Raw genomic sequence first — 19214 nt, forward strand, 5'->3', positions numbered from 1 at the left:
GCTGGAGGTCCCGCTCCGCGGGACCTCCAGCGCTGCGCGCTGGAGAGCGAACCGCCGCGCTTCGCGCGGCGGTTGCGCACCCGCTCCGCGGGTGCGAACTGGCCCGCTTCGCGGGCCAGTTGGGCCGCTCGCTTCGCTCGCGGCCCGCCACGGCTTCGCCGTGGACGCCTCCTCCGCTTCGCTTCGGAGGCTGAAGAAGTGTCACGGGGCGCTGCGCTTCCCGTGGGTGTGTCCGCTTCGCTCCCACACCTGGTGACGAGGTGCCTGCGGCTTCGCCTCCGGCTCCTCGTCAAGGCCCGCTGCCGCGGGCCGAGCTGGCTACGGGGGTGGGGGTCGCTGTTCATGTCGGGTTCCAGTGTAGTGGGTGCATCAGCTTGATACAGCATGTACCGTCGGAGGAAATGGGAGACACCCCCGGGGGGGCTCATGGGAGCTTGGGGCAAGGTGATGGGCGGGGATGTGAATGCAGTGGACGGTCCAGGACAAGGCCCGGGATTCGGTACGGCGGCAGAGCAGCAGTCTCATCTCTGCGCAGGTGGCGGAACCGAGTGGCCGAGGCCGCTGTCCGCGAGCAGGAGACGCTGGAGCAGTTGCGGAACCCCTCAAGGGAGGAGGCACTCCTTCTCAGCCCCGACCCGGCGGAGCTCGCGGAGCTATGGGCCGCGAAGCATGTGGAGTGGCAGCGGGTCGCCGCGCTGATGGAGGTCTCCGGTTGGTCGACGTACCTGCCCGCGCAGGATCGCGAGGGGTCTGCCTGGGCTGCGGGGAGCGGGACGAACGGCGCCGGCAGGCGCTGGAGCGTCACGCGGCCTTCATGGAGCAGCGGCGGCAGGCCGTGCACGAGGTAGACACCTGGGTCCGGCTGTCCGCGGGGGCGGGCCGGCTGGCGCGGGAAGCAGCCGAGCGGGCCGGGATGCGGCCGGAGGAGGTCCTGGCGCAGCTCGTCGAGCGCGTCGCAGTCGATGCGGACGGTACGGTGTCCGTCCCGCCCTTCACCCCTCACCGGTGAATTTTCGAAGCGGATACTAAAAAGACCAGGAGAGGAATTCTCAATGTCCTTGATTCCGCTCAAGGAACACCAGGTCGACCAGAAAGCGGCTTTCCGCAAGTGGGTGGGATTTCCCGCAAGATCGTCTGTGCCGCCGGAGGGTGCGCGGGCCACGATCGTGTCAGCTACCGGGTCCGGAAAGACGATCATGGCCGCTGCTTGCGCGCTGGAGTGCTTCCGGGACGGCCGGATCCTGGTGACCGTGCCGACCCTGGACCTGCTCGGGCAGACCGCCCAGGCGTGGCGTCTGGTGGGGCACCGGGCCCCGATGGTCGCGGTGTGCTCGCTGGAGAACGACCCCGTGCTGAACGAGCTGGGGGTGCGCACCACCACCAACCCGATCCGGCTCGCGCTGTGGGCCGGGTCCGGGCCGGTCGTCGTGTTCGCCACCTACGCCTCGCTGGTGGACCGCGAGGACATCGACGCTCCCGAGGGCACGCGGAAGGTTCGCGGGCCCCTGGAGGCCGCCCTGGCAGGCGGGGAACGGCTGTACGGGCAGCAGATGGCAGGCTTCAACCTCGCCATCGTGGACGAAGCCCACGGCACCGCCGGTGATCTCGGGCGGCCGTGGGCGGCGATCCACGACAACGCCCGGATCCCGGCGGACTTCCGGCTGTACCTGACCGCGACTCCGCGCATCCTCGCCGCGCCCCGGCCTCAGAGGGGCGCGGACGGCCAGGAACTGGTGCTGGCGTCGATGAGCCAGGACTCCGAGACCTACGGGCCGTGGCTGGCCGAGCTCGGGCTGTCGGAGGCGATCGAGCGGGGCATCCTCGCCGGGTTCGAGATCGACGTCCTGGAGATCCGCGACCCCTCCCCGGTCTTCGGGGAATCGGACGAGGCGCTGCGGGGCCGGCGCATGGCGCTGCTCCAAACGGCGCTCCTGGAGCACGCCGCCAGGTGGAACCTCAAGACGGTGATGACGTTCCACCAGCGGGTGGAGGAAGCCGCCGCGTTCGCGGAGAAGCTCCCCGAGACCGCAGGCGAGCTGTACTTGAACGACGTCTCCGACGAGGACTTGGCGAAGGCGGAGAAGCTGCCCGCATCGTCGATCGACGCAAAGTTCTACGAGCTGGAAGCCGGCCGCCACGTACCCCCGGACCGCGTCTGGTCGGCGTGGCTGTGCGGCGACCACCTCGTCACCGAGCGGCGAGAGGCGCTGCGCCAGTTCGCCAACGGCGTCGACGCGGCGGGCCGGCGCGTGCACCGGGCCTTCCTCGCCTCGGTGCGGGTGCTCGGTGAGGGCGTCGACATCACCGGCGAGCGCGGTGTGGAGGCGATCTGCTTCGCCGACACCCGCGGCTCCCAGGTCGAGATCGTGCAGAACATCGGCCGCGCGCTCAGGCTCAACAAGGACGGCAGCACCAAGGTGGCCAGGATCATCGTACCCGTCTTCCTCCAGCCCGGCGAGGACCCGCAGGACATGGTCGCCTCCGCCAGCTTCCGCCCCCTCGTAGCCGTCCTCCAGGGCCTGCGCAGCCACGATGAGCGCCTGGTCGAGCAGCTCGCCTCCCGCGCCCTCACCCACGGACAGCGCAAGGTGTACATCCGGCGCGACGAAGAGGGGCGGATCGTCGGGGCCGGCGGCGAGGGCGACGGCGAGGACCAGGAGCATGACGCCACCGACGCCGCTGCCGAGTCGGCGCTGCTGCACTTCTCCAGCCCGCGCGACGCGGCGACCATCGCAGCGTTCCTGCGCACCCGGGTCTACCGTCCGGAATCCCTGGCCTGGCTGGAGGGCTACGAGGCGCTGCTGCGATGGCGCCGGGAGAACGAGATCACCGGCCTGTACGCCGTCCCGTATGACACCGAGGTCGAGGTCGGCGTCACCAAGGACTTCCCCCTCGGGCGGTGGGTCCACCAGCAGCGCAAGACGCTGCGCGCCGGCGAACTCGATCCACACCGCAAGGAGCTGCTCGACGCGCCAGAGGCCGGGATGGTCTGGGAGCCCGGCGAGGAAGCGTGGGAGAACAAGCTCGCCGCGCTCAGGTCGTACCGGCGCGCCACCGGGCACCTCGCCCCCCGGCAGGAGGCCGTGTGGGGTGAGGGCGAGGCGATGGTGCCCATCGGGCAGCACATGGCCAACCTCCGACGGAAGGGCGCGAAGAACGGCCTGGGCAAGGACCCGAAGCGCGCGGAGCAGCGAGCGGCGCAGCTGGCCGCGATCGACCCCGACTGGAACTGCCCGTGGCCGCTCAACTGGCAGCGGCACTACCGCGTCCTCGCCGACCTGGTCGACGCCGACGGCCACCTGCCCTACATCGCCCCCGGCGTCACCTTCGACGGCGACGACATCGGCAAGTGGCTCCAGCAGCAGCGCGAGCCGGGCGCCTGGGCACAGCTGTCGACCGAGCAGCAGGAGCGGCTGACCACGCTGGGCATCAAGCCGCTGGAGAAGCCCTCTCCCACCCCGGCGGCCGGTCGTGCGGCGAAGGGGCCGAGCAAGGCGCAGCAGGCCTTCCAGCGGGGCCTGACGGCCCTCACGCAGTGGGTGGAACGGGAAGGCCACCGGCCTGTACCACGCGGCCACAGCGAACAGATCACCATCGACGGCGAGGCCGAACCGGTCGTCGTGAAGCTGGGCGTGTGGGCATCGAACACCAAGCAGAGGCGCGACAAACTCACGGGGGAGCAACTCGCCGCGCTCGCCGCGCTCGGACTGGAATGGGCGAGGACGTAGAAGCCACTCGGGCTACTGTGCGTCGATGCAGGGCTCTTGGGCGCGGAAGCGCACACGGGTTTGCGGCCAGGGCGTCGCGCTGTGGTGGCCGGAGCAGCCGACGCCTCCGCAAAGAGGTCGTGAGTCGCGCGCCGGCCTGCCGTTGATCAGCGCCACCCGCCCGTACGCCTCATAGCGCTCGCGGCTGTCCTCGCCGTCTACCAGATCGTTGGCGAGTTCCTGCTTGGTGCAGCGTGCGAGATCCGTGCGCGAAACGCGCCGCTTGCTGAGGATCATGGCCATGATCTCCGCCTTGGAGTGGTCGCGCATCAGAGCGTTCCTCCGCTGGAGGAGCTCATCGGCGAGCTCGACTTCGGCCGCGGGAGACGGCGTGATCGACTGACGGATGTACTCGGGGTCCTCGTCCGCGCCGAAAACCATGATGCAGTGCGCGTGCGGTACGCAGACGGTGATCTTGCCCGGATTCTCAGCCTGCGCCTCGGCGGTGGCGCGTACCCAGTTGAGGGCTTCGTGGTAGCTGAGGTTTGTGCCCTGCTCGCGTGCAGTGCGCTGGAGTTCGCGGGCGCGCTGCTGCTCGGTAGTGCGTTTGGTCATGGACGGGTCCTCTCGGCACCGGGTTCTCGCCCCCACACGGCAACCCCGGCTCGATGGATCGTCAAAGTGTTCGTCGAGCGGTCCGTTGATCCCGGAAGACCTTCCACCAGTGTTCCGGACGGTGTGGGTGTCCGGGTGCGGTGTGGGCGTCGGCGTAGCCCAGGGCGTCGGCCCTGCGGGCAGGATACCGGCTCGGCCGTCGGCTCTTCCCTTCGTCGGCGACGACGAGGCGGTGGTGTTCTCCGCGTACGGACGGGCTTGTAGCTTGCCTCAGCCAGCGCTGTCCCGAGAATGCAGAGACTGGCAGGCCGGGGCAGACGCCGTGGGAGAACTGAGGCGACGAACTGCAGGTGCCGGCTCTGCCGGCTGGCCGCTGGGAAAGGCGGTCGTGGGACAGATCGAGCAGGGATTGGTGCGCGCGTTGCGCACCCGCCCCGTTCCTTCAAGCACCGAGGCCCGCCTGCGGTTTTTGCTGGCAGCGCACCGTGGTTCCACCCGGAGGGTGGCCACCGTGCTGGGGGTGTCGCAGCGCACCGTGCAGCGGTGGGTGACGAAGAGACCAGGAGCGCGTCGTCCTCCAGGCCCGACGCAGATCCGGGTGATCGAGGAAGCAGTCCTGGCCCGATGGCAGCCCCGGGTACGGGCACGCCTGCGTGCCCAGGCCGAGGCGGAGGGGTTCGTCTTCCATACCCGGGCGCGATTCGGGTTCGCTGCTGCGGCCGGCTCCTCGGACGACCCGCGGGTGCGGTGGATCACCCAGGACCTGCCGGGAGAGGTAGCCCGGGAGCTGTTCGCCGCCCGGGATGCCGGCGCAGGCGAGCAGCAGCAGACGGTGATCCTCGCCCGCGCGCTGGGACACACCTACTTCCGTGACGAGGGCCGCCGGGCCCACGGTCTGCACATCGCTTTCAGCGACGTCGAGTTCGCCGACTTCTCAATCGGCTGAGCCTGGCCCGTCGCGTAACCAGGTCAGGGTGTTCAGCGTCGCGAGGGCCTGACGCGACTGGCCGGCATGGCTTCGTACCTCTCGGCTTCCTGCCGCTCGCGCCAGTCCCACTCCACACGGCCGACCGGGCCTTTGCGGCGGGCCGCGGGCGGCTGGGGCGGGCGCAGCATGGCCGTCTCCGCCACACGCAGCAGGTGCCCACGGTCACCTGGCGCGGCAAGCAGTTCCTGATCCTCGCCGGAGAAGAGCCGGGTGAAGCAGGCCGCGGCCCGCAGGAAAATGCCCGCCCAGGGTGGTACGGAGTGGGCGGCGCAGCCGTCGGTGTAGCGGGCGCGGTCGTGCAGGGCGAGCGTGGCCGCAGCATCGTCGTAGTCGCGAGGCCGTGCGGTGGCGAGTTGCTGGAGAGAGGCGCCGGTGAACAGCGCGGCGGCGACAGCCGCGGCCAGGCGAGGATGTGCGGTTGCCGCGTGCAGCCGGCGGGCGACTCGCTGCGCGGTGGGCACGGTGAGCGGCACGGGTGGTGGGCGGTGCCGCCAGATGATCGGGGGCGGTGTGCACGGGCCGGCGCAGGGGCGGGGGCTGTCGTAGGAGACGAGACGGTCCAGTGCGGGCAGGGTGAGCCACCTGTCTGCTGGCCGGGCGGGCTCGTCTGGTGGTGAGGGTGAGGCGACGGGTGAGCCGTAGTAGTGGCGGCGGGCTGCCTGGAAATCGGTGGTGACGGAGTACTCGACCGTCCGCAGGGCTTGGTGCAGGGCGGCGGGAAGGCGGGGGCGGTGGCAGACCAGGGTCAGGTGAATCCCGGTGAGGGCCTGTAGCTGCAGGAGGCGCATCGCGCGGCGGGCGGTGAAGCGGTGTGCGCGCAGGACGGTCAACCGGTTCACGGGCAGAGCGGTCGTCCAGGCGGCAGCGGCTTCCCAGGCGGGCTGACGGCCGGCGGGGAAACGCCCCGGTAGCAGGGGCGGCTTGCCCAGGGCGACGAGAAGGTCATGGGCGAGGCCGGTCTTGCTGGTGGTGCCCGGGCCGGGGTGCAGGGTGATCCGGCCGGACGGCAGATGGTGGGCGGCCAGGGCGGTGTGCGTGTGGATGACGTCGTCGCCCGGGTCGATGACCACGACGACGGACGGCGGTGGCGCGGTGAGCGGCATGGCGGTGAGGTGGTCAGGCGAGGCGGCTGAAGGCCCAGCGCAGCAGTTCCTGGTCGACGCGGGGGCGGCCGGTGCGGGCCAGGGCGGTGCGGGTGTGGGCGGTCAGCTGGGCCCAGGCCCGGAAGTTGCCGTGCGCGGCGTGCTGGTCGGCGAACGTGATGTCCTCGGGATCGGCATCGGCCCAGATCGGGTGGAACAGCGGGATGACGTCGAGGACCTCGCTGGGGGTGAGGCGGGTGAAGTGCTGCCAGATGAAGATGCGGGAGGAGAGCATCGGTTCGCGGCGCAGCACGGTGTGGCAGCCCTCCCCGCCGACGAAGATGATCGCGAGCTGAGTGGAGGGCTCGTCCCACAGGTAGCGGAAGTATTCGAACGCCTCCCCGTTGAGCCACTGGGCCTCGTCCACCAGGAAGGTGCGGGGGCGTTCGGCCAGGGCGGTCTTGAGCAGCCGGTCGAATTCGCTGGGGTGGCGCGGCGGTTCACCGGCCAGGTCGAGGGCGGTGAACAATTCGTAGCGCACCGCGCGGGCGGTGGGACGGGCCCGGAAGGTGATCTTGCGGACGTCCTCGTGCGGTTCGAGTCCCCGCAGGCAGGTGTTGACGGCGAGGGTCTTGCCGAAGCCGGCGCCGCCGTGGATGCACATCATGGCGCGGGCGGCAACGGTGTCGGTGATGTTCTCCCTGGCGGTGAGCAGGGCGCGGGTGGTGACCACGGAGGCGTCGGGCAGGTCGACGTACTGGTAGGTGGCCGCGGTCACGAGGCGTCTCCGTCTTCGTCGGTGGTGGGAGGTGCGGGCCGCCCGCCTGGGCCGTCGGGGGCGGAAGCGCCATCACGGCCGGACGGGTACGGGACGGGCGGGCCTGGTGTGGTCAGCGCGGCCAGGGACGCCGGGGTGCGCCAGTCGGCCGGGGGTGCGGCGGGCGGGATGAGGTCCGGCATCGCGAGCTGCGCGAGGTCGGTGTCGGCGCTCTGGGCGAGTTCGGCATCGGCCTGCGCACCGGTCAGCGCACCGAGCCGCCGAGGGGGCTCGGCCTGGGTGGCTGCGGCGTAGCGCTCCCGCTGGGAAGCTTCGAGATCCTTCTTCAGACGGCGGGCACGGGCGGACCGTGCCCTTCGTACGGCGCTGATCTGTTCGTCGGTGGCCTGGTCGGCCAGGTCCGCGGGGCCCAGGTAGCGGCCGGTGGCGGCGTGGTAGACCTCGATGCGGTGGTCGTGGTGGGGCATGAAGCGGATGCGGACCTGGATCCCGGCCTGGCCGGTCATCCACGGCCCCACGTAGTCGCGCCTTTTGAAGCGGATGCCGCGGGTGGTCAGCGTGCGGGTGCCGGCGTCCTCCAGGGTGAACGTCCACAAATCCGCGGCCGGCACATCCCGCAGCGGGGTGGGATCGTCCTGCCACGCCTGAAGCGGGGTCTTGCCCTGCAACGGTGAGGGGTGGTGCTCGGTGTTCCACCAGAGCGTCCAGGCCAGAAGCCGAGCGGTGAAGTTCTCGAAGCCCAGCAGCACTTCGTCCTTCGGCCGGGAGGGGCGTTTGCCGGGGCGCGGCTGGCGGGCATAGCCGGGCAGCGCGGCCAGGAACATGCTCTCCACCGCCCGGTTCAGCCCCTCTACGGTGCCCTTGAGGTGAGGGGTGTAGGCGGGCAGGTCCTCCACGGTGACGTCGAGGAGATCGAACGCGGCGGTCACCGTCCTCGACAGGAAGTCTTTGCCGCGGTCCACCCGCACTTTCTCGGGCAGCCCGCCGAACGGGCCGTAAGGCTCTTCGCGCAGGACCGCGGAGCGCAGCGCGGCCAGCACCGACTCCCGCGACGGATGCCCCGGCGTGACCGCGACGCCGGTGATCGCGTTGGTCGCGCAGTCGGTGAACCAGGTGATCCACGGCCTGCGAGCCTTACCATCGACATCGACCAGCACCGGCGCCTGGACGTGATCGGTCTCCCACACCTGGTTCCGCCAGCCCCGCGGCCGGGCCAGAAACACATCATGCTTACGCGCCGCCCCCTCCCCACCCGCAAGCCCCGCCCGCTCCCCCAGCGTCAGATCCCGCTGGATCGCCCGGTGCAGCGTCGGAATCGACGGAGGCGGCTCCCCCTCGCCCTTGGCCGCTCGAGCGGTCAGCTCGCGATGGACCGCCGCGACGTTGCCCTTCCACAAGGCCAGCAGGCGCCGCACTTCCGGAGTGACGGAAAAGCGGTCTTTGCTCTGGGCCCGCGCCCCGGGCTCCGCGGCCGCGGACTCGTCACGCTCGGCAGCGGCAAGCCACCGCCACACCGTGCGCTCGGTCACTTCCAACGACTGAGCCATCAGCCGTACATGCCGGGTCGTCAGCTTCTGTTCCTGCCGCAGGGCCAGCAGCCTGCGCACGGCAGGGCCGCGCAGCGCCGACAGGGAGGAAGAAGGCAGACCTCCCCGCGCGTCCGGGCCGTCCCCGTGCACGCCGGAGCGGGAAGCGCCCTCTGTCGGCCCGGCCGCGCCGGTCACAGCGGCCCCATGAGCCGTGCGCAGGCCCGCTCCAGCATCCGGCGGTCCACCACCGGCCGGCTCTTGCCGTAGGTCTCGGCGGTCAGGTGCGAGGTGAGCTTCGCCCAGGTCCGGAAATTGCCGTGTCCCACATGCTCGTCCACCCACGCGACATCGTCCTCGCTGACGTCCTCCCACAGGGGGTGGAAGGCAGCCATCACGGTGGCCACCTCGCGCGGGATGAGGCGCGGCACCAACTCCCAGGTCAGCACCCGAGAGGCCAGCGCAGGCACGCGGCGCAGCGCCCGTTCGCTGCCCGCGCCCGCCAGCACGAGGGCCGTGTCCGTGTCCGGGTGGTCCCACACCCCGCGCAGAAACTCCAGCGCCGGCCCCGGAAGGCGCTGTGCCTCGTCCAGCACCAGCACACGGGGCTGCCGTAGCGCGTTCACCAGCATCAGGTCGGCCTCCCCCGCCCCGCGCGGCAGACGCCTGCCCAGCTCGAGGGCGTCCGCGAGCACGCGGCGCAGTTCGGGAACCGTCGGGTGCACACCGACGTGGACCCGACGGACCCGGGCGGGGTGCGGCAGCTGGGACAGGGCGTACTGCAGCGCGACGGTCTTGCCCTGGCCGGCGTCGCCGTACAGACACACCACCGCCCCGACCGCGGCCGCGTGCGCGACCGTCCGCAGCACCGACCGCACAGCAGGCGTGTGCACCACCTGCGCGCCCGGCACCAGGACCGGGACCTGCGCCAGATGCTTCTGCTCCCGCAGAAAAACCTGCCCGCCTGTGCCATGGCCGGCCACGACGTTCAAGCCCAGCTCGCTGAGCGGATCGGGCCTACGCGGCCCGGCCACCTCAGGTTCCCGCTCGACCATCAACGCCCGGCCCGCCCGGCGGTCCCGGCGGATCACCCGGTGCAGTGTCGACGCCGACGGCACCGAATCCCCGCCGCCAGCCGCGGCCAGCCGGCGCCTCAGCTCAGCGACATTCCCTCCGACCTCGCCCAGCAGCGCCCACACCTCGTCCGACACCGCATAGCCCTGCCGGACCGGCGCCTCCAGCTGCCCGGTCGTCTTGGCCTGCTCCAGCCAGCGCCACACCGTACGCTCCGAGACACCCACTGTCTCAGCGACCGCACGCACATGCCGCGCGGCCAGCTCCCCCGCCTGCTGCCGCTCCAGCAAACGACGCACCACCAACCCCCGGGGCAGCACAGCTCCACGGCTGGCCCTTACCTCTTGATCCACCCCACGATCACACCGGCCCGGCCCACCTCACCGCATAAGAACTCTCAAACCTGAGACAGCATCAGCTGCCATGCGGTAAAGCCCCACGACAGCGATCCCACCCCTCAATCTCTCACCTCATGACAGCAGCCCACCCACCCAAAAACACCCACTGACCAGTCCCGTAACACCAACCCCTGGATTAGCGCGACCGACTCTCACCACCACCGACACCAACCCGAGAGATCGCAACGATCTTGGGCGCCTTCTCTATGCCGTCCGGACAGCCCGCCGCAATCGGACATAGCTCGTCCAGGAGCCTGGACAGACCCGCTCCTGGCAGCGCCGGACCGAGACCACCGGGGCAGACCACACGAGTGCAGATTTGCATCGGGCCGGGGACGCTATGCCACAGTGGGCCCTGCGATGCGCCAGGCGCTCCGCCACCGATGCGGCGGCCCCCGGAATCCCCCATCCCCCATCCCCGAACCACGGTTCCGGCCCCGCTCTGCGCAGATCCGGACCATCCGCCCGCCCTTCCGTCACAGAGGAATCCTTCCCCCAAGAACGATGCAGGCGACGACCCTTTCTCCCCAGACCGCAGACCTGTTCACCCAGGGCCTGGAGCTGCAGACCGGCTCGGCCCTGCTGCGCTTCGGCGCCGCGCGGCCACGCCCGGCCGACCGGATCAGCTGGTCCGGCGACGGTGCGGTGGCCTGGCTCGACGAGCCGCGCGGCCACCTGTGGAGCGTCGGCGAACCGACCGCAGCAGCCGGCCTCACCCTCCGGGCGGCTCACCAACTTCCCGGCACCGTACGAGAGTTCACCGGACCACGGGGTACCGACGTGCTGCTCGGCCGTCACCTCGCAGTGGCCGACCCGGTCGCCTGGGCCTTCCGATGGACGCTCGACGAGCCGCCGCTCCATCCAGCGGAGAAGCAGGTGACCGAGCTGGACGAGGCGCACCACGACGAACTGCTCGCCTTCCTCAACGAACACAGCCCGGCCCACTCGACCGGGCCCGGCTCCTCGGGCGTCCGTCTCTGGGCAGGGATCCGTGACGCGGGCGGGCGGCTGGTGGCATGCGGTGCCATGAGCAGTCTGCGGGACAGCGGCGCGCCGCTGATGGCGTCCGTCGCGAGCGACGCGGCCCTGCGCGGCCAGGGGCTCGGCGCGGCACTCGCCTCGTGGCTGACCCGGTACGCCGTCCGCCGGTACGGCGTCTGCACACTGTGGCAGCTTGCCGACAACACCCCTGCGGACCGGCTCTACACCCGCCTCGGCTACCGCAACGAGGACCCCTGCGTGGCCGCGCGGATCCGCATCCACTGACCGGCAGCCACTGACCGGACTGCGCTCGATGACCCGTCCCAGCCCTCGACATGCACGGGAGCGGTAGTTCAAGCGAAGGCGCCTACGGTGGCCGCATGGGGATGGCCCGGCCGGACGGCCGGGCCATCCTGTCACGACGCCACAGTTCTCAGAGGACCTGCGATTCCTCTCGCGCCACCCGGGGTGCCGTGTCCGCCGCTGCCATGAGCCGGGCGGGGGCGGCTGCCGCCGGGATGCGCCTGTTCGTCGCCCAGACCATCAGGCCGCAGGCCGCGAAGCCAGCGCCGAGGAAGGCGGAGGCCGCCCAGCCGTGGAAGGCGTAGACGGCGGTGGTCGAGGCAGCACCGAGGGCGGAGCCGAGCGAGTAGAAGACCATGTAGCTGCCGATGACGGTGCTGAGGCGATCGGGGTGCGCGGAGATTAGCAGGTGCTGGTTGCTCACGTGCACGGCCTGGACGGCGAAGTCGAGGGCCACGATGCCGATGACGAGGAGCCACAAGACCCAGGTGAGCTCGCCGATCGCCGCCCAGGCGAGGATCAGCAGGAGAAGGGCGAGCCCGGTGACCGGAACCGCTCGTCCCACGTCCGCCCACCGTCCGGCACAAGCCGCGCCGAGGGCACCGGCGAGCCCGACGACGCCGAACAGGGCGATCCGGCTCTCGCTCAGGTACCACGGCGCGTCCGCGAGCGGCAGAGAGACTCCACTCCACAAAGTGCCGAACGACGCAAACAGGAAAAACGCGATGAAGCCACGGGAGAGAAAGAAACAGTCCATTCGCTGCGGCTGATCAACGCCGGCCACACGGGCATCGAGACCTCCGAACAGCTCCAGGCCCTCCCGGCCGGCCTGCGCGATCACTGGTACAACCAGGGCTACTACGGCTCGATGAGCCACAACCTCAAGGCGGTCTACCAGCGGTACATGGGCTGGGACGACGGCAACCCTGCCCGCCTGTGGGAGCTGCCGCCCGTCAAGGCGGGCGCGGCCTATGTGCAGGCGATGGGCGGCGCCGAGGCCTCGTCGACACCGCCCAGCGGGCCTACGACAGCGACACCACCGACGGCCTGCGCCGGGCCGCCGAACTCCTCAACCACATCCTCTTCGCGGCCGCCGCCGAAGACGGCAGCCCGCTGGTCGAGCCGCAGGTCTCACGCGCCAAGGAACTCCAGGCCAAGGTCTTCACCCAGCTCGGCTACGGCAGCGAGAACGGCACCTGGCGCAACGCCTACCTCACCGGTGCCCAGGAGGTCGTCAGCGGCCCGCAGCCGCTGATCACCAGCCAGTCCTCCGCCGACCTGGTCCGCAGCACGACCCTGGAGCAGTACTTCTCCGTCCTCGCCCGCAGCATCGACGGACCGAGGGCCGCCGAACAGCACCGCACCCCCATCGCGCTCAAGTGGGTCTTCACCGACCCCGACGCCGACGGCAAGGTCGTCGAGACGTGCACCACGACGCTCCGCAACGGCGTACTGGTCTTCGTCCACGGCCAGGACCGCCTCGTCGACGTACCGCAGGCCACCATCACGCCGAGCCGCAAGACCCTCAACGAACTGGCCGCAACCCCCGGTTCAAGGAGAACTTCGACCAGGCCCTCCAGGACAAGCAGATCACCCTGGAAGGCGACAACGCCCAGGAAGCCGCAGACGCCGTCTTCAGCACTCCCCCCCCACGCACACAACTGCACAGCACAGCCCCGAGCCGATCTCACCCATCCGTCGCAGGCGGGATATCCCACACGCTCCAAGGACTGACGCAAAGGCGTTGCGAAGCACGACGGGCCCTGAGCGAGCCGCGCCCGCGGGAGGGCCTCGACGGGGTTACCGCCGCTGTACTGGTCACCGTCGGTGGTGTTGATGTGAGCCGGTGGCGAGGGACGGTTGCCGTCACGCCGTCCGCCGGGGGCCCTTCCACGCCGTGCGTTCGGCGTGCGCGAGCCAATCGAGGTACCACTGGGCGAAAGTCATGCGCTCGGCCCCGTTGTGGCGCTTGGGGGCAACGCCCTCGCCCAGAGCCTGGACGTCGTCCCAGACGGTGCCTGCCTCGGGTCCGGTCACGGCGAGCACGGTGTAGTAGCCGCAGCCCTGGCTGCTGAGGTAGAGGGTGCCGGTGAAGAGTTCCTCACGCAGTTCGTCGTCGCGGGCGTCCCAGGCGCGGTAGGCGGCGGAGAACTCCTCGGCGTCGGTGAAATGCTCGCCGGTCGGCTCGTTGTACTGGTGCTCGTCGAAGAGGTCGCCGATCTCCTGGGGGCGGAAGGGCACGGCCAGGTTCTTCGCACGTTCCTTGGTGCTGTCGGTGCCAGGTCGCAGGGGGAAGATTCCGTAGTCGGGGCCGGCGCCGCCGGCGCCGACCTCCACCAGGAAGGTGCGGTATTCCTCGGGCAGCCGCACGCCGATCTCGCGCTCGAGCTCTTCGAGCTCGTCGGGGGTGAGCGGCGGCAGGAGTTCGAAACGGTGGCCCTGATCCTCGAGCCAGACCGCGCCGAAGACCTCGCCCATCCCGGGGGCTGTGCGCAGCGCCAGCACGCGCTCGCGTACTCCCGTCCATATGTTCGTCACGCCTCCACGCTACCCAGACCCCATGACAGCCGTGCCGGCCCATCCGACCAGGCGGTGGCGATCCGGCTTCCCCTCCCACGTCCTGGGCTCGCGCTCCCGCGTGACCACTTCCTGCACCGCCCGGAGACGGGGCCGCACGACCGCTGCCCGGGCGGGGTCGCGTACGTGCAACGGAAAACGACGACGGCTTCGCCGCCGCGGACGAGCCGCCCTGGTCGCCCTTGGCGGTGTCCTCGTCGGGCCCGCAGGCGGTGAGGCATTGGCCGCTCGCGGTGACGGGGTGCGAGGGCGCCGACGGCAGGCCGAACCGATCGTGGAGAACTTCCCCCCTGTGACGGGCACAGCTGCGGCTGATCAGCGTCCGCGGGGCAGCAAGTGCCTCCGCCTCTGTCCGAGTCGGAGTGCGCAGCCGTGCTTCGCCCGGCGTGCCTGGGCATGGGCTGTCGCCCGGAGGGTGTGGGTGATTTCTTCGGCGTTGCAAGCCGACACACTGCCATTACTTTGCCGTATTTTGACTTCCCTTTGGATGTTCATTGCCGGTAGCGTCCGGAGCCGGTCGGTGATCTTGTGCAGGGCCGGCCCAGTACGTCATCCGCTGGACGTCACTCACCGGAGGACTCATGCCTTCTCCTATATCCACCGCCACCGTCATCGCCACGGGCACCCTCGCCCTCACGGCCCTCGTCTCGAGCGCGAGCGCGATCGCGGCGGCTTCGTCGGTAAACACCGCAGGAGCGGGCGGAGGCGCGTCGGCACAAGCGGCGGTCGACGCGCGTGCCGCGGCCGTGGACCGGTGCAGCTACCAAGTGGTCCGCTCGGACGACTCCCGCTATGCCTACTCCGTGAGCGCAGTGTCCGCCGACGGCAGCACCCGCGAACTGCCGCTCCAGAAAGAGGACTTCGTCCGCATCGCCGATGTCTGGCGCAAGGTCATGCAGGTCGACGCGTGCGCGGGCGGCCAGGGACGGGCCCCTGCCGCGCTCCGTGTCACGGGCAAGCTGGAACAGCCGGAGCACTACGAACCGTCCGTGCCCCGGACGATCCGCAGCAGCGACGTCAAGCCTGCCACCGCCTCGGTGATCCCGAAGGCGCCGGCGCTGAAGTCCGTCGACCGCCTCGAGGCACCTACCGTCCGCGTCACCTGGGAGCCCGCACAGGGCGACCCCGACCAGGTCCTTCTGATGGAAACCAAGCCCTTCTACAACAGCGAGGTCGGCATCTGGCACCCCTACACCTTCCAGCGCAACGCCCCGGCCGACGCCACCTCGATGGACCGCACGCTGGAACGCGACCCCGGCATCCCCGCGGAGGTCCGGGCACACTCCTACAGGATGCACGCGGCCAAGAACGCCTTCGCCAGCAACCTGCGCGACGAGAAGCCCGTCACGATCGAACCGTGACCCCACCGGATGGGATGATCACGCAAAGCAGGACTCCAGCGCGCACCGGTCGCTGCCGGTTGGGCGGTTTCACCGCTCCGCCGGCCTATGCGGCATGAAGACCAGGACAGCCCCCGAGGAATGAACCCGCGCCCATGCGGCACAGCGGCTTTTCGCGGATTCCTCAACGCCTGAAGAACCTTGAGAGGGCCCTTCCCGGCGTTCATGGCCGAAAATACTCTCCTCAAGACCTTCACACAAGCCATTGAATGCCCTGGCCAACACTGATCCCTCATCAGCGCATCAGTGCACTTCTTCACGTTTGGGAGACACCCCATGAGACGACTCCGCACCGCGGGTCTGGCACTTCTCGGCGCGGCGCTCGTCGCCTCCGTCACGGCGAGTCCGGCCCAGGCGTCGCCGGGCGAGACCCGCACGGTGTGCGCCGACTCGATGACTCCGGATGGCTGGGTCGACGTGAACTGGGGTACCAGCGCCTCGTGCCGCGCCATGGGCGGCTCGAACATCAAGATGATCAAGCAACTGGACGGCCTCCCCGTCGGCACCCAGGTCAACGCCTGCGCCAGTGCGCTCCCGCCGAAGGGCTGGACCAAGATCCAGACCTACTACAGCGGCGGCTGTGTGGTCTTCGTCAACTCCTCCTTCACGCCGAACGCTTGGCTGCTGCAGAAGACCTCCTGACCGGATAGCGGCGAGGCCCTGGCATTCAGTCAAGCTGCCGTCACCGACGAGCTCACCCGGTCCGAGCGGCGGGCGTGCGATCCGGTCGTACGAGACGGAGCGAATACGGGGCACGCAGCACATCTTCACCGAGCTCAGGGCAATGACCGGACCACCATGCCCGCTGACGTCCCCGTCCAACAACGGTGACGTCGGCTTGGGCCCGGCCGGCGTCACGATGGCCGGAGGGAATGACCCGCGTCCGTACGCCGGCTCTGGGAGGCCGGGTTCCTCGACTGCCCGCGGATCTGACGTACGGCCGAGTCTCTTCCTCTCGGTTGCGGAGCCAGGATCCCCGCCCGGCAGCCCTCGTGAACACCACGAAGCCCATGGTCGACTGGCGCAGCCAGGCCTACGCCGGCCCCGGTTCTTTATGCCGGTCACCGCGGTCCAGTTGGCGGTGGTGTCCTGGGAAGGCAAGTGAGGCGTGCGGTAGATGGCCGAGCTAGCGTACACCGCAACCCGGTCGTTCGCGCCGACCGATGATGCCGGCCGGGCGTGGCAGTCGGACCAGGCAGGCGAGCGCGGACAGCATCGCGGCGTGTGCGAGGACGGGCTGCGGCAGGAGACCGGATGCGGCCTCGCGGGCGCCATGGTCGACATCGTGCCCACGGCACGTGGGCACGACATGGGGGAGGCCGGCGTCGACGCCGCCCGAAGCGACCGACGCCGTCGACCTGATCGAGGCGCTGCAGAGCAGCATCGGCCAGGCACGCCAGCACCGTGCGGGCGGGAGCGGGCGCCGATACGGAAGGCCGCCACCGGCTGGCCCGCCACGGGCAAGAAGACCGCCGCCAATGTTCTCCGCCCAGCGAGGCGAGCTCGCCCAGGCCAGCCGGGCAACCGGCACCGCCCGCCGCGACCACCCCCTCGCCCCCTCGCTCGCGCCCTCCCCGCCCCCCGACTGGATCACCTTCCACACCAAGGAAGAGCTGGACGGGCCAACCGACATCACCCTCACCCGGACCGACCGCCAGTGCCTGGTCAGCACCGCAATCGCACCCCGTACTCGGCATACGTTGCCCTTGAGCAGCTCGCCCAAGGCGACGTCGACGCGTCCGTGAACACCGCGCTGCAGGTCGCCGCCATACCCACTGCCTACTCATACTGCGCGCACCTCACAAGATCCTCGCCGCGTTCACCACCACCCTCACAACCATCCAGATCTGGGCAGTGTGGCTGGTGCCGCGTCCGGGTGCGGGCTGGCTTGGTGTTCGGCGCCCTGGAACCACGATCAACGGATAGTGGCCAAGGCAGTGAGCTCGACGGAGAGCCTGCCGGCATTGTGGCCGGATACGGGGCTCGCGCACCCCCCAGAACGCCACCGGGCAGCGCGAGCTGCCGGCCCGTAGGAGCGGGCCTCGATCAGCGGCATCGGGTGCACGAGAGCGCCGGCGGTCAAGCCGCCCACGCGGCTCGCCGTCCACACCGTATCCGCGAGCGCATGACCCGGGATCGTCACCGCCCCTCGAGCGTGACGGTCGGCTTCCTCGCGCACGGCACCGTGGCGACGGTGGTAGTCCCGGAAGGCCGCCGGGCTCGTCGAGGGCAGGCGGGAGAGCCACTACAGACCACCTGAACACGGCCACGCCACGGCACATCGTCCAGCGATGGCTCGTACCCTGCAAACCGGAGCAAAGGAGAGCACCGTGAAGATCCAAATGACCAGCATCTTCGTCGACGACCAGGCAAAAGCCCTCCACTTCTACACCGAGATCCTCGGCTTCGTGAAGAAACACGACGTGCCAGTGGGCGAGACGGACCGGTGGCTGACAGTCGTCTCACCCGACGACCCAGGCGGCACCGAACTCCTCCTGGAACCAGCCAGCCACCCAGCCGCCAGAACCTACCGCGACACCCTCGTCAAGGACGGCATCCCACTCGCCCAGTTCGCCGTCGACAACGTGAGGACGGAATACGAACGCCTCCGCCGCCTCGGCGTCCGCTTCACCCAGGAGCCCACGGACATGGACACCGTCACCACCGCCGTCTTCGACGACACCTGCGGCAACCTGATCCAGATCGCAACACAACCGCAATAGGCAATCAGCCCTACCCGACGCCAGGCCCGCCACGTCGTACGCGCCCCCATCCCCGGCAAAGTCGCTGCTCCCGGCAGGGTGAATCCACGCACCCCTTGCGCATCGAGGTCCTGGCCCAGGCCGTACTCCGTCCGCCCGGACCGGACGCGGTCGGGGTGCCGGCCCCGCGCCGGGGGCTGGACTCCGTCTGCCTACCTCAGCTCGTTGTCCTCCGGGTACGCACACAGAACCGAAACAGGACGACGTCGGCACGGTGCACGTGCGCGCGCTCCCGGGTGATCTACTTCCGGGTGGCCGCAAGGTCGCCTGCAAGGCAGTGCGGTCGCCGGGGAACGCGGCCGCAACGCCGGCGGCGCGCAGCTGGAGTGGTGCCCCGAGTTTGCCGGGCCAGGGCCGCCCGCGTGGCTTACCGGTGATCAGGTCAGGGCGGGCGGTTGCCGGGCGCTGTCGGAGCCTGCTGGTGGCGTGCCAGCCCCCTTCCGGGAAGGTCAGGAAGGGTGGCAGCCGTGCACGAAGTGGAGTGGCACGAGGTCGACGGGCAGCGCATGGTCGGACGCTGGACGACATCGCCGGACGGTCCTGGGACGGCGGCACCGCATGGCCTACGGTCACAGGCCGTCACCGGAGCTCCTCGACCACGTCGCCGCCTGCAACGTGGCGGAGCCGGCTCTCGACGAGACGGCGACCCTGGCGCTTCGGTCCGCGGCGGAATGCGACCTCGGGGCGCTGAGCACCGGATGCTTTCCCGACGGCGAACAGGACATCGACCTGCCGCTGATCGGCTAGACGCTCTGCGCCGGCGAGCTTTCGAGGAAGCTCTCGTGGCCCGATTCATCGCCTACCGAAAGAGCTTGAAAGCGGATCCTGCCGCTCGGCCCGCTCGCCCTTGCCGCCCAGGCCCATGGATGGAAGCTGACGGTGCCGGTGCACCCCCCATACCCGCCCACGACCTCGCGCACTGCCCGAATGCTGTGCACTGGGCCTTCGCCAACTTGACGTCACAGGCCAGGGAGCTGGCGTGACCGGAGCTCAGGGTGCTCACGCTGGTTAGGGGACGTGCGC

At 70.2% G+C, this 19214-nt stretch carries 16 protein-coding genes and 3 pseudogenes; 12 read left to right on the top strand and 7 right to left on the bottom strand.

What is annotated here, in order from left to right:
- The first annotated feature begins 712 nt into the window (after positions 1-712).
- Positions 713-1009 (top strand): hypothetical protein, encoded by a 297-nt coding sequence (locus AB0K17_RS24600; RefSeq protein ID WP_365984258.1) that lies wholly within the window; start codon positions 713-715, stop codon positions 1007-1009.
- A 43-nt stretch (positions 1010-1052) separates the two neighbouring features.
- Positions 1053-3728 carry a Helicase associated domain protein gene (locus AB0K17_RS24605; RefSeq protein WP_365984259.1) on the top strand — a complete coding sequence of 892 codons (2676 nt, stop codon included), beginning with the start codon at positions 1053-1055 and terminating at the stop codon, positions 3726-3728.
- Between the two features lie 12 nt (positions 3729-3740).
- On the opposite strand, the gene AB0K17_RS24610 is transcribed toward AB0K17_RS24605, so the two are convergent.
- Positions 3741-4322 carry a hypothetical protein gene (locus AB0K17_RS24610; RefSeq protein ID WP_365984261.1) on the bottom strand — a complete coding sequence of 194 codons (582 nt, stop codon included), beginning with the start codon at positions 4320-4322 and terminating at the stop codon, positions 3741-3743.
- Here AB0K17_RS24610 and AB0K17_RS24615 point away from each other — a divergent pair.
- Positions 4321-4860, top strand: a pseudogene (locus AB0K17_RS24615) (hypothetical protein); the annotation flags it as partial. The gene AB0K17_RS24610 and the pseudogene AB0K17_RS24615 sit on opposite strands and share 2 nt — an antisense overlap.
- A gap of 60 nt (positions 4861-4920) precedes the next feature.
- Positions 4921-5268: a hypothetical protein gene (locus AB0K17_RS24620; RefSeq protein WP_365984297.1), complete on the top strand. Its 348-nt coding sequence runs from the start codon at positions 4921-4923 to the stop codon at positions 5266-5268.
- Between the two features lie 32 nt (positions 5269-5300).
- On the opposite strand, the gene AB0K17_RS24625 is transcribed toward AB0K17_RS24620, so the two are convergent.
- Genes AB0K17_RS24625 through AB0K17_RS24640 form a run of 4 tightly spaced genes read right to left on the bottom strand, consistent with a single transcriptional unit; the run spans position 5301 to position 10060 of the window.
- Complete coding sequence (locus AB0K17_RS24625; RefSeq protein ID WP_365984262.1) at positions 5301-6413, bottom strand: hypothetical protein; 1113 nt, start codon at positions 6411-6413, stop codon at positions 5301-5303.
- A gap of 13 nt (positions 6414-6426) precedes the next feature.
- Entirely contained in the window at positions 6427-7170 is a 744-nt protein-coding gene (locus tag AB0K17_RS24630) for an ATP-binding protein (RefSeq protein WP_365984263.1), read from the bottom strand.
- Positions 7167-8894 (bottom strand): Mu transposase C-terminal domain-containing protein, encoded by a 1728-nt coding sequence (locus tag AB0K17_RS24635; protein ID WP_365984264.1) that lies wholly within the window; start codon positions 8892-8894, stop codon positions 7167-7169. Before AB0K17_RS24635 ends, AB0K17_RS24630 begins: the two co-directional genes overlap by 4 nt.
- Positions 8891-10060 (bottom strand): AAA family ATPase, encoded by a 1170-nt coding sequence (locus tag AB0K17_RS24640; protein WP_365984265.1) that lies wholly within the window; start codon positions 10058-10060, stop codon positions 8891-8893. Before AB0K17_RS24640 ends, AB0K17_RS24635 begins: the two co-directional genes overlap by 4 nt.
- A 612-nt stretch (positions 10061-10672) precedes the next feature.
- On the opposite strand from AB0K17_RS24640, the gene AB0K17_RS24645 reads away from it, so the two are divergent.
- Positions 10673-11434 carry a GNAT family N-acetyltransferase gene (locus AB0K17_RS24645; RefSeq protein ID WP_365984266.1) on the top strand — a complete coding sequence of 254 codons (762 nt, stop codon included), beginning with the start codon at positions 10673-10675 and terminating at the stop codon, positions 11432-11434.
- 148 nt (positions 11435-11582) lie between these two features.
- Here the strand turns inward: AB0K17_RS24645 and AB0K17_RS24650 are convergent.
- Positions 11583-12197 (bottom strand): annotated as a pseudogene (locus tag AB0K17_RS24650) (MFS transporter); the annotation flags it as partial.
- An 84-nt stretch (positions 12198-12281) separates the two neighbouring features.
- On the opposite strand from AB0K17_RS24650, the pseudogene AB0K17_RS24655 reads away from it, so the two are divergent.
- Both AB0K17_RS24655 and AB0K17_RS24660 read left to right on the top strand, forming a co-directional pair.
- A pseudogene (locus AB0K17_RS24655) lies at positions 12282-12628 on the top strand (alkyl sulfatase dimerization domain-containing protein); the annotation flags it as partial.
- A 120-nt stretch (positions 12629-12748) separates the two neighbouring features.
- Entirely contained in the window at positions 12749-13186 is a 438-nt protein-coding gene (locus tag AB0K17_RS24660) for an alkyl sulfatase C-terminal domain-containing protein (RefSeq protein WP_365984296.1), read from the top strand.
- A 132-nt stretch (positions 13187-13318) separates the two neighbouring features.
- On the opposite strand, the gene AB0K17_RS24665 is transcribed toward AB0K17_RS24660, so the two are convergent.
- Complete coding sequence (locus AB0K17_RS24665) at positions 13319-13990, bottom strand: SMI1/KNR4 family protein (RefSeq protein WP_365984267.1); 672 nt, start codon at positions 13988-13990, stop codon at positions 13319-13321.
- Positions 13991-14832: 842 nt separating this feature from the next.
- Between AB0K17_RS24665 and AB0K17_RS24670 the strand changes: the two genes are divergently transcribed.
- The 5 genes from AB0K17_RS24670 (at position 14833) to AB0K17_RS24690 (ending at position 18938) form a co-directional block, all read left to right on the top strand.
- A complete protein-coding gene (locus AB0K17_RS24670; RefSeq protein ID WP_365984268.1) occupies positions 14833-15390 on the top strand; it encodes a hypothetical protein in 558 nt (185 codons plus the stop codon).
- A gap of 315 nt (positions 15391-15705) precedes the next feature.
- Positions 15706-16071, top strand: coding sequence for a hypothetical protein (locus AB0K17_RS24675; RefSeq protein ID WP_365984269.1), 366 nt, complete (start codon positions 15706-15708; stop codon positions 16069-16071).
- 836 nt (positions 16072-16907) lie between these two features.
- On the top strand, positions 16908-17174 hold the full coding sequence (locus AB0K17_RS24680) for a hypothetical protein (RefSeq protein WP_365984270.1): 267 nt from the start codon (positions 16908-16910) through the stop codon (positions 17172-17174).
- Positions 17175-17759: 585 nt separating this feature from the next.
- The gene (locus AB0K17_RS24685) at positions 17760-18152 is read left to right on the top strand and encodes a VOC family protein (protein WP_365984271.1); all 393 of its coding nucleotides are present in this window, start codon (positions 17760-17762) and stop codon (positions 18150-18152) included.
- Positions 18153-18749: 597 nt separating this feature from the next.
- Positions 18750-18938, top strand: a complete 189-nt coding sequence (locus tag AB0K17_RS24690; RefSeq protein ID WP_365984272.1) for a hypothetical protein — start codon at positions 18750-18752, stop codon at positions 18936-18938.
- The last annotated feature ends 276 nt before the right edge of the window (positions 18939-19214 follow it).

It is taken from the genome of Streptomyces sp. NPDC049585 (assembly GCF_040675615.1).
GTDB classification, from domain to species: Bacteria; Actinomycetota; Actinomycetes; order Streptomycetales; family Streptomycetaceae; genus Streptomyces; species Streptomyces luteosporeus.

Bases quoted from the DNA above. Each gene is read 5' to 3' on its own strand.
- AB0K17_RS24605 (WP_365984259.1), top strand. From the start codon at position 1,053: ATGTCCTTGATTCCGCTCAAGGAACACCAGGTCGACCAGAAAGCGGCT.
- AB0K17_RS24610 (WP_365984261.1), bottom strand. From the start codon at position 4,322: ATGACCAAACGCACTACCGAGCAGCAGCGCGCCCGCGAACTCCAGCGC.
- AB0K17_RS24625 (WP_365984262.1), bottom strand. From the start codon at position 6,413: ATGCCGCTCACCGCGCCACCGCCGTCCGTCGTCGTGGTCATCGACCCG.
- AB0K17_RS24645 (WP_365984266.1), top strand. From the start codon at position 10,673: ATGCAGGCGACGACCCTTTCTCCCCAGACCGCAGACCTGTTCACCCAG.
- AB0K17_RS24675 (WP_365984269.1), top strand. From the start codon at position 15,706: ATGAGACGACTCCGCACCGCGGGTCTGGCACTTCTCGGCGCGGCGCTC.
- AB0K17_RS24680 (WP_365984270.1), top strand. From the start codon at position 16,908: ATGTTCTCCGCCCAGCGAGGCGAGCTCGCCCAGGCCAGCCGGGCAACC.
- AB0K17_RS24690 (WP_365984272.1), top strand. From the start codon at position 18,750: ATGGCCTACGGTCACAGGCCGTCACCGGAGCTCCTCGACCACGTCGCC.